The 7,907-nt window shown below is 76.4% G+C and carries 5 protein-coding genes and 1 riboswitch; of the genes, 3 read left to right on the top strand and 2 right to left on the bottom strand.

What is annotated here, in order from left to right; all coding sequences use genetic code 11:
• Positions 1-125 precede the first annotated feature (125 nt).
• Positions 126-1,448 carry a hypothetical protein gene (locus ACIBCA_RS34420; protein ID WP_396287035.1) on the bottom strand — a complete coding sequence of 441 codons (1,323 nt, stop codon included), beginning with the start codon at positions 1,446-1,448 and terminating at the stop codon, positions 126-128.
• Between the two features lie 366 nt (positions 1,449-1,814).
• The gene (locus ACIBCA_RS34415; protein ID WP_396287034.1) at positions 1,815-2,930 is read right to left on the bottom strand and encodes an alpha/beta hydrolase family protein; all 1,116 of its coding nucleotides are present in this window, start codon (positions 2,928-2,930) and stop codon (positions 1,815-1,817) included.
• Positions 2,931-3,098: 168 nt separating this feature from the next.
• A riboswitch (cobalamin riboswitch) is annotated at positions 3,099-3,231 on the top strand.
• Positions 3,232-3,323: 92 nt separating this feature from the next.
• Between ACIBCA_RS34415 and ACIBCA_RS34410 the strand changes: the two genes are divergently transcribed.
• Genes ACIBCA_RS34410 through ACIBCA_RS34400 form a run of 3 tightly spaced genes read left to right on the top strand, consistent with a single transcriptional unit; the run spans position 3,324 to position 7,906 of the window.
• Complete coding sequence (locus tag ACIBCA_RS34410) at positions 3,324-4,277, top strand: cobalamin biosynthesis protein (RefSeq protein ID WP_396287033.1); 954 nt, start codon at positions 3,324-3,326, stop codon at positions 4,275-4,277.
• Positions 4,278-5,834 carry a cobyric acid synthase gene (locus ACIBCA_RS34405; RefSeq protein ID WP_396287032.1) on the top strand — a complete coding sequence of 519 codons (1,557 nt, stop codon included), beginning with the start codon at positions 4,278-4,280 and terminating at the stop codon, positions 5,832-5,834.
• A complete protein-coding gene (locus ACIBCA_RS34400) occupies positions 5,831-7,906 on the top strand; it encodes a putative cobaltochelatase (RefSeq protein ID WP_396287031.1) in 2,076 nt (691 codons plus the stop codon). Before ACIBCA_RS34405 ends, ACIBCA_RS34400 begins: the two co-directional genes overlap by 4 nt.
• Position 7,907 lies beyond the last annotated feature (1 nt).

Below are 7,907 nucleotides of genomic sequence, written 5' to 3'. Positions count from 1 at the left end.
AGCTTCCTGCGCCCCTGAGCCGTCCGGTCCTTGCGGATCTCGAAGTCCATCCCACCCCTTGAGCTGGGGTGTTGCAACGACTCCTAGAACCCAGGATCAGGTTCCGGGCCCTTCCTCGTATCCGGTTACGCCCCGCCGGTGTGGACGCTGAAGGCCGAGCGGCGGGCCGCCCTGGCCACGCCCGGGTCCGGGTGCACCCCGGAGACCGCCGTCAGCACCGAGGCCGCGCGCGGGTGCCCGGACTGGCGGGCGCGGGCGAACAGCCGGACGGGGTCGCCCGCCGAGGCGCCCTCGACGTGGCCGACCAGCAGCTCCGTCTCGCCGTGGTCCAGCACCGCCGCCGCCGTGTCCACCCAGAGCCAGGCCGCGTCCTCCGCGCCCAGCACGTCCGCCGGGGAGACGCCCTCGTCGGCGCGCTCCGCCAGCCACAGCAGGGCGTACGGGCGCAGCACCGGCTCGTCCACCGCCGCGCGCACCGCCTGCTCGGCCGGGCCGCCGGCCACCCGCAGGGCCTCGAAGGCCAGGCCCCGCACCAGCGCGTCGTCGCCCTGGGCGGCGTCCAGCAGCTCGGCCACCGCGCGGTCGGCGGGGCGGGCGGCCACCCAGGCGCGGAACTCGGCGCGGGCCGGGCCCGGCGAGTAGTCGGCGCAGGCGTTCAGCAGCTCGAAGGCGCTCTGCTCGATGTGCCCGGCCGCTGTCTGGGCGACCGTGCAGATCTCCTCCAGCTTGGCGCGCACGGCCCAGTGGCCCAGCGGGGACAGCTCGGCGGCCTCGTCCCGGCGCACCACGGCGCCGACGGCCGCCAGGCCGTCCAGCATCCAGTCCAGGACGGCGGCCACGTCCGAGGGCGCGGCCGGGGTGTCGATCTGCGGCTCGCGGCAGGTGCCGCGCACGGCCGAGACGGCGGAGGCGGCGTGCGGCACGGGCGAGAGGCCCGGTCCGGCGGCTCCGCCCACGCGGCGCTCGTCCAGGCCGCGGCGCAGCAGTTCCAGCAGCTCGCTGTCCGGGACGGGCCCGGCGACCAGGTGCAGGAAGGACAGCAGCTGCGGGGCCTGGTCCACGGCCTGGCCGGCCAGGACGGCGAAGACGCCGCGCAGGGCGGCGGGCGGCACGGGGGCCAGCAGCGTCCAGGCGTCGAACATCGCGGACCAGCCGCGCACCACGGCCTCGTCGTCGTGCTCCCAGGCGTGCAGGCGCCAGCCGGGGCCGGCGCCGGCGTCCCGGGCCTCCACCAGGCCGACCAGCAGCGCCTGACCCCACGCCTTGGCCGCCGCGCCGACCGTCATGGCCAGGGCGCGGCCCGCGGCGCGGGCGTCGTCGGGGAGCAGCTCGCCGCGCTTGTCGACCTCGTCCAGCTCGCCGGCCCAGCGGGCGACGCGGACGGCGTCCACGAGCATCCGGCGGGCCAGGGGCGCCAGCTCGGCCGGTGCGGGGAAGCCCTCGGGCACCGGAACCCGGCCTCGCCCGGGGGCCGGGGCGGGCCCTCGCCGACGGGGTACGGCGGCCCGGCCCGGCCTGCCGTCGGTGGGCCGCTGGGCCGTACCGGGGAGACGGGTCACCGTCGCACCGGTACCGATCGTCGGTTGGAGCGGGGCATCACGGTCGCGCGGGTTCCGAGACGTCACGTCGAGCAGTCTTCCCCTTGCACGGGCCTTCTGTCACATCCGGTTGTCCGTACGACCGACCACGCGCTTACAGCACCTCCGCAAGATCGGGCAACAGAGGCAAACCGCCTGGCCGGAAACGTGTGGCGGGGACATGCCGGGTTGTCGCGGTGGCCGTACGGACGGTCACTTCGAGTGACCGAAGGCGCTCTACAGGAGGGGGGTGAACCAGCGGCGGAGGAGCTCGGTGTAGTGCTCGGGGGCGGAGTTCCACAGGGCCGCGTGGTCGGCGCCGGGGAAGAGCTTGAGGCTCACCACGTCCCGGCGGACGGTGGCGAGGTGCTCGGCGGGGCCGAGGGGGGCGACGGTGTCGTCCGGGCTCTGGAGCAGCAGGGTGGGCACCCGCAGGTCGGTGCCCTCGGCGATGCGGGCGAAGTCGGCGAGGTCGACCCCCGTACGGCCTTCGGCGGCGAGCGCGCCGAGTTCGGCCGCGGTGCTCGAGAGGCCGGCCCGGCGGGCGTCGCGGCGGGCGGAGCCGGGGAGGTCGAGCACCGGGGAGTCCAGGACCAGGCCCCGGATGGCGTGGGGCCAGGCGGAGCGGGCGGCGGCCTGAAGGACCATGGTCGCGCCGACCGACCAGCCGTAGAGGATCACCTTGCCGGCGCCGTTGTCGAGGGCCAGGCGGATCGCGGCCTCGACGTCGCGCCACTCGGTCTCGCCGAAGTGGCTGAGCCCGTCCGGGGAGGCGGGGGCGCCCTCGTCGCCCCGGTAGGTGATCGCGAGGGCGGGCAGGCCCAGGTGGTCGAGGACGGGGAGCACGGGCAGCGCCTGGCCGCGGTCGGCGCCGGGGCCGTGGACGAGGATCACCCAGGTGCCGCGCTTGCCGCCGAGGTACCAGGCGGGCAGGGCGCCGAGTTCTCCCTCGGCGGCGGTCTCGGTGAAGGGCAGGCCCAGGGCCTCGGTCGGGTCGCCGAGCAGTACGCGCGGGGTGAAGCGGACCTCGGTGCCGGGGGCGAGGGTGCCGCGGTCGGCGCGGACCAGGCGGCGGGTGACGCCCTCCTCGTCGCCGTGGAGGACCTCCCCGACCACGGCGTGCCCGCCGTCCGCCCACTCCACGGCCCAGCGGCCGGGCATCAGGGTCTCGGGGCGCCGGGTGAAGGTGGCCCGGCCGGCGCCGAGGCTCTTGACGTGGACCGGGCCGGACTCCAGGACGACCGTCTCCGGGCGGACCATCCGCTCCGAGGCCCGGCGGCCGATCACCAGCACGGCGGCGGCCCCGGCACCCACGGCGGCGGCCGCCACGACGGCCGCGGTTCCCCAACGCATATCCACTCCCCGCTCTGCTGCTCCCGATGTGAGTCGAGCACCAGTTCACCCGGCCGCCGGTGGGGGCGGCCACCGGGCCGGGCCGATCGTGTGACCAAACCCTCCGTGACCTCGGTTGACTCCCCGTCGGAGGGCGTGGTGGGATTTCGGGGCCAATCGGAGGCATGGAGAGGAAGCCGGTGCGAATCCGGCGCGGTCCCGCCACTGTCACCGGGGAGCACGCCCGGAATTTCGCCACGGCGGGCCGTCAGAAGCCGCTGGAAGGCCCGGGCGCGCGTCCGACCCGGAAGCCAGGAGACTCTCGCCGCCGTTACGTCGAGCCAGGGCGCGGACCCTGAGTGAGGACACCCACGCGATGCAGGCTGCCCGAACCTTCAGGCCCTCTCCGGTCGTATGCGCCCGCTGACCCGCGCCGCCGCGTTCGCGCTGGGCGCCGTCGCGGGCTACGCCGCCGACTCCCGCTTCGCCGACCCCCGCCGGGGCCACCCCGTCGCGCTGTTCGGCAGCGCCGCGGGCCGCCTCGAGCGGCGGCTGTGGCGCGACGACCGGGCGGCGGGCGCCGCGTACACGGCACTGTGCGTGGGCACCGTCGCGGCGGGCGCGCTGGCCCTGGACCGTACGGTGGGCCGCCGGCCGCTGGGCCGGGCCGCGCTGGCCGCCGCCGCCACCTGGACGGTGCTCGGCGGCACCTCGCTGACCCGGGAGGCGCGCACCATCGGCCGCTCGCTCGCCGCCGGGGACCTCGCCGCCGCCCGGGAGCGGCTGCCGCACCTGTGCGGGCGGGACCCGAGCGCGCTCGACGGGCAGCAGATCGCCCGCGCGGTGGTCGAGTCCGTGGCCGAGAACACCGCCGACGCCGTCGTCAACGCGCTGACCTGGGGCGCCATCGCCGGGACGCCCGGACTGCTGGCCTTCCGCGCTGTCAACACCCTGGACGCCATGGTCGGCCACCGCTCCCCCCGCTACGCCCGCTTCGGCTGGGCCTCCGCCCGCCTCGACGACGTGGCGGGCTGGCCGGGCGCCCGGCTCACCGCGCTGCTGACGGTGGCCGCCGCGCCCGAGCCCCGTACGGCCTGGCGCGTCTGGCGGCGCGACGGCTCCTCGCACCCGAGCCCCAACGCGGGCCAGGCGGAGTCGGCCTTCGCGGGCGCCGTGGGCGTGCGCCTGGGCGGGACGCTGCAGTACGGCACCCGGGTGGAGCACCGGCCCGTCCTGGGCGAGGAGCTGCGGCCGGTGACGGTCGACGACATCGAACGGGCCTGCACGCTGTCGCGGCGGGTGGGCGCGCTGGCGCTGGGTACGTCCGTCGCGGGGCACCTGGCCCTGCGGCTGTGGAGGGGTAGGTAGATGAGCAACGCGCTGCTGGTCGCGGGGACGACCTCGGACGCCGGCAAGAGCGTGGTCACGGCCGGGATCTGCCGCTGGCTGGTCCGTCAGGGCGTGCGGGTCGCGCCGTTCAAGGCCCAGAACATGTCGCTGAACTCCTTCGTCACCCTGGACGGCGCCGAGATCGGCCGTGCCCAGGCGATGCAGGCGCAGGCCGCCCGCGTCGAGCCGGAGGCGGCGATGAACCCGGTGCTGCTCAAGCCCGGCGCGGACGGGCGCAGCCAGGTGGTGCTGCTCGGCAGGCCCGTCGCCGAGGTCGGCGCGCTGGACTACCGGGAGCGCAAGCCCGTCCTGCTGGAGCGCTCCCTGGAGTGCCTGGCGGACCTGCGGGCGCGCTTCGACGTGGTCGTCTGCGAGGGCGCAGGCTCGCCCGCCGAGATCAACCTGCGCGACCGGGACATCGCCAACATGGGCCTGGCCACGGCCGCCGCCCTGCCCGTCGTGGTCGTCGGGGACATCGACCGCGGCGGGGTGTTCGCCGCGATGTACGGGACGCTGGCGCTGCTGTCGGCCGAGGACCAGCGGCACGTGGCCGGCTGGTTCGTCAACAAGTTCCGGGGCGACGCCCGGCTGCTGGCGCCCGGGCTGGAGATGCTGCGCGAGCTGACCGGCCGTCCGGTGCTCGGCACGCTGCCGATGCTGCCCGGGCTGTGGCTGGACGCCGAGGACTCGCTGGACCTGTCGACGGTGGTGGACCGGAGCGCCTCCGACGGGCGCGGGCCGCTGGGTGCCGACGTGCTGCGGGTGGCCGTGGTGCGCTTCCCCCGGCTGTCCAACTTCACCGACCTGGACGCGCTCGCCCAGGAGCCGGGCGTGCTGGTGCGCTGGGCCACGCGGCCGGAGGAGCTGGCCGACGCGGACCTGGTCGTGCTGCCCGGCACCCGGGCCACCGTGGCGGACCTCGCCTGGCTGCGGGAGCGGGGGCTGGAGCCGGCGCTCAAGGCGCGGGCGGCGGCCGGGCTGCCGGTCCTCGGCGTCTGCGGCGGCTACCAGATGCTGGCGGGCTCGATCGTGGACGAGGTGGAGTCCGGGGCGGGCGCCGTGGACGGGCTCGGGCTGCTGCCGACGCGGGTGCGGTTCGGCGTGGAGAAGGTGCTCGCGCGGCCGGTGGGCTCCGCGTACGGGCAGCGGGTGGAGGGGTACGAGATCCACCACGGGGTGGTGTCGGTCGATGGTGGTTCGCCGTTCTTGGACGGCTGCCGGGTCGGCTCGGTGTGGGGCACCACCTGGCACGGGGCGCTGGAGAACGACGGGTTCCGCCGTGAACTCCTTCGGGAGGTCGCCGAGTTGGCGGGGCGTGCGTTCATCCCCGCGCCGGACACCTGTTTCGCGGCGGCCCGGGAATCGCGGCTCGACCGCCTCGGCGACCTGATCGAGGAGCACGCGGACACCGACGCGCTGTGGAAGCTGATCGAGGGCGGGGTGCCGGCGGCCGGATCGCTGCCGTTCCTGCCGCCGGGGGCGCCTTCGCCCGTGGCCATGGGAACGACAACGGCAACGACTGGGAGTGACGCATGAGTGACGTCCGCTATCCGTTCACCGCGATCGTCGGCATGGCCGACCTGCGGCTCGGCCTGCTGCTGAACGCGGTCTCCCCGGCCGTGGGCGGCGTGCTGGTGCGGGGCGAGAAGGGCACCGCCAAGTCCACCATGGTGCGGGCGCTGGCCGGGCTGCTGCCGTCCATCACCGTCGTGGACGACTGCCGCTTCGCCTGCGAGCCGGGGTCCGTCGACCCGCAGTGCCCGGACGGGCCGCACGACTCCTTCGATGTTCGCGAACGGCCGTCCCAGCTCGTCGAGTTGCCGGTCGGCGTGGCCGAGGACCGGATCGTCGGCTCGCTGGACCTCGAGCGGGCGCTGGCCGAGGGCGTCAAGGCGTACGAGCCCGGGCTGCTCGCCAAGGCGCACCGGGGCGTGCTCTACATCGACGAGGTCAACCTGCTCCAGGACCACGTCGTCGACCTGCTGCTGGACGCGGCCGCGATGGGCCGCTCGTACGTCGAGCGCGAGGGCGTGTCGGTGCGGCACGCGGCGCGGTTCCTGCTCGTCGGCACGATGAACCCGGAGGAGGGCGAGCTGCGGCCGCAGCTGCTCGACCGGTTCGGGCTCACCGTCGAGATCGCCGCCACCCGGGAGCCCTCGGAGCGCGCCGAGGTCGTGCGGCGGCGGCTCGCGTACGACGCGGACCCGGCCGGTTTCGCGGCGCGGTTCGCGGCGCAGGAGCGGGAGCTCGCCGAACACATCACCACCGCGCGGGAGTTGCTGCCGTCCGTCGAGCTGACGGATGTGGCGCTGCGTCAGATCACCGCCGTGTGCGCCGCGTTCGAGGTGGACGGGCTGCGCGCGGACATCGTGATGGCGCGCACCGCCGTCGCGCTGGCCGCCTGGGCGGGGCGTACGGAGGTGCTGGAGGAGGACGTCCGCAAGGCCGCGCAGCTGGCGCTGCCGCACCGGCGGCGGCGCAACCCGTTCGACGCGCCGGGGTTGGACGAGGAGCAGCTGGACCGGACGCTGGAGGAGCACGCCGCGGACGGGGACGACGAACCGGACCCGGAGCCCGAGGGCGACGGGCCCGGGGAAGGCCCCGACGGCGGCGGGCCGGAGGGCGGCGGGCCGGACGGGGGCGGGCCGGACGGGGGCGGCGGCGCCCCGGAGCCCGTCGAAGGCGGCGGACCGGAGGCGTCCGACTCCTCCCCGGAGGTCGACGTCCCCGCGATGCCCGCCCAACACCCCGCCCCCGCGCGGGAGTCGGCGCCCGTGGCGGCCAACGACCCGTACCGTACGCGGCTGTTCACCGTGAAGGGCACCGGCCACGGCGCCCAGGGCCGCCGCTCCCCCGCCGAGACCACCGGCGGGCACACCATCCGCGCCCGCCGCCCCCAGGGCACGCTCAGCCGGCTGCACCTGACCGCCACCCTCCAGGCCGCCGCGCCGCACCAGGTGGCGCGCGGGCGCGACGGGCGGGCGCTCGTCCTGCACAAGGACGACTTCCGCGAACAGGTGCGCCAGGGGCGGGAGTCCAACCTGGTGCTGTTCGTCGTGGACGCCTCCGGCTCGATGGCCGCGCGCCAGCGCATGAGCGCCGTCAAGGGTGCGGTGCTGTCCCTCCTGATGGACGCCTACCAGCGGCGCGACAAGATCGGCATGATCACCTTCCGGGGCGCCGGCGCCGAGCTGGCCCTGCCGCCCACCTCCTCCGTGGAGGTCGGCGCGGCCCGGCTGGAGTCCCTGCCCACCGGCGGGCGCACCCCGCTGGCCGCCGGGCTGCTGCGCGCCCACGACGTGCTGCGGGTCGAGCGGCTGCGCGACCCGAACCGGCGCCCGCTGCTCGTCCTCGTCACCGACGGCCGGGCCACCGGCGGGCGCGACGCGCTGGCCCAGTCCCGGCGCGCCGCCTCGCTGTTCGCGGCGCAGGGCACGGCCAGCGTGGTGCTGGACTGCGAGTCCGGGCCGGTGCGCCTGGGCCTCGCCCGCACCCTGGCCGGGGTGCTCGGCGGCACCGCCGTCAGCCTGGACGAGCTGCGCGCCGAGGGCGTGGCCTCGCTCGTCCGCGAGAACCGTTCCGTTTCCACCGTGCGAAAGGCGGCCTGAG

Origin of the sequence: Kitasatospora sp. NPDC051170, assembly GCF_044455705.1 — a bacterium.
Classification (GTDB): Bacteria; Actinomycetota; Actinomycetes; order Streptomycetales; family Streptomycetaceae; genus Kitasatospora.
Note: the sequence above shows the minus strand (reverse complement) of the source record. Positions and strands in the feature narration are given on the sequence as shown.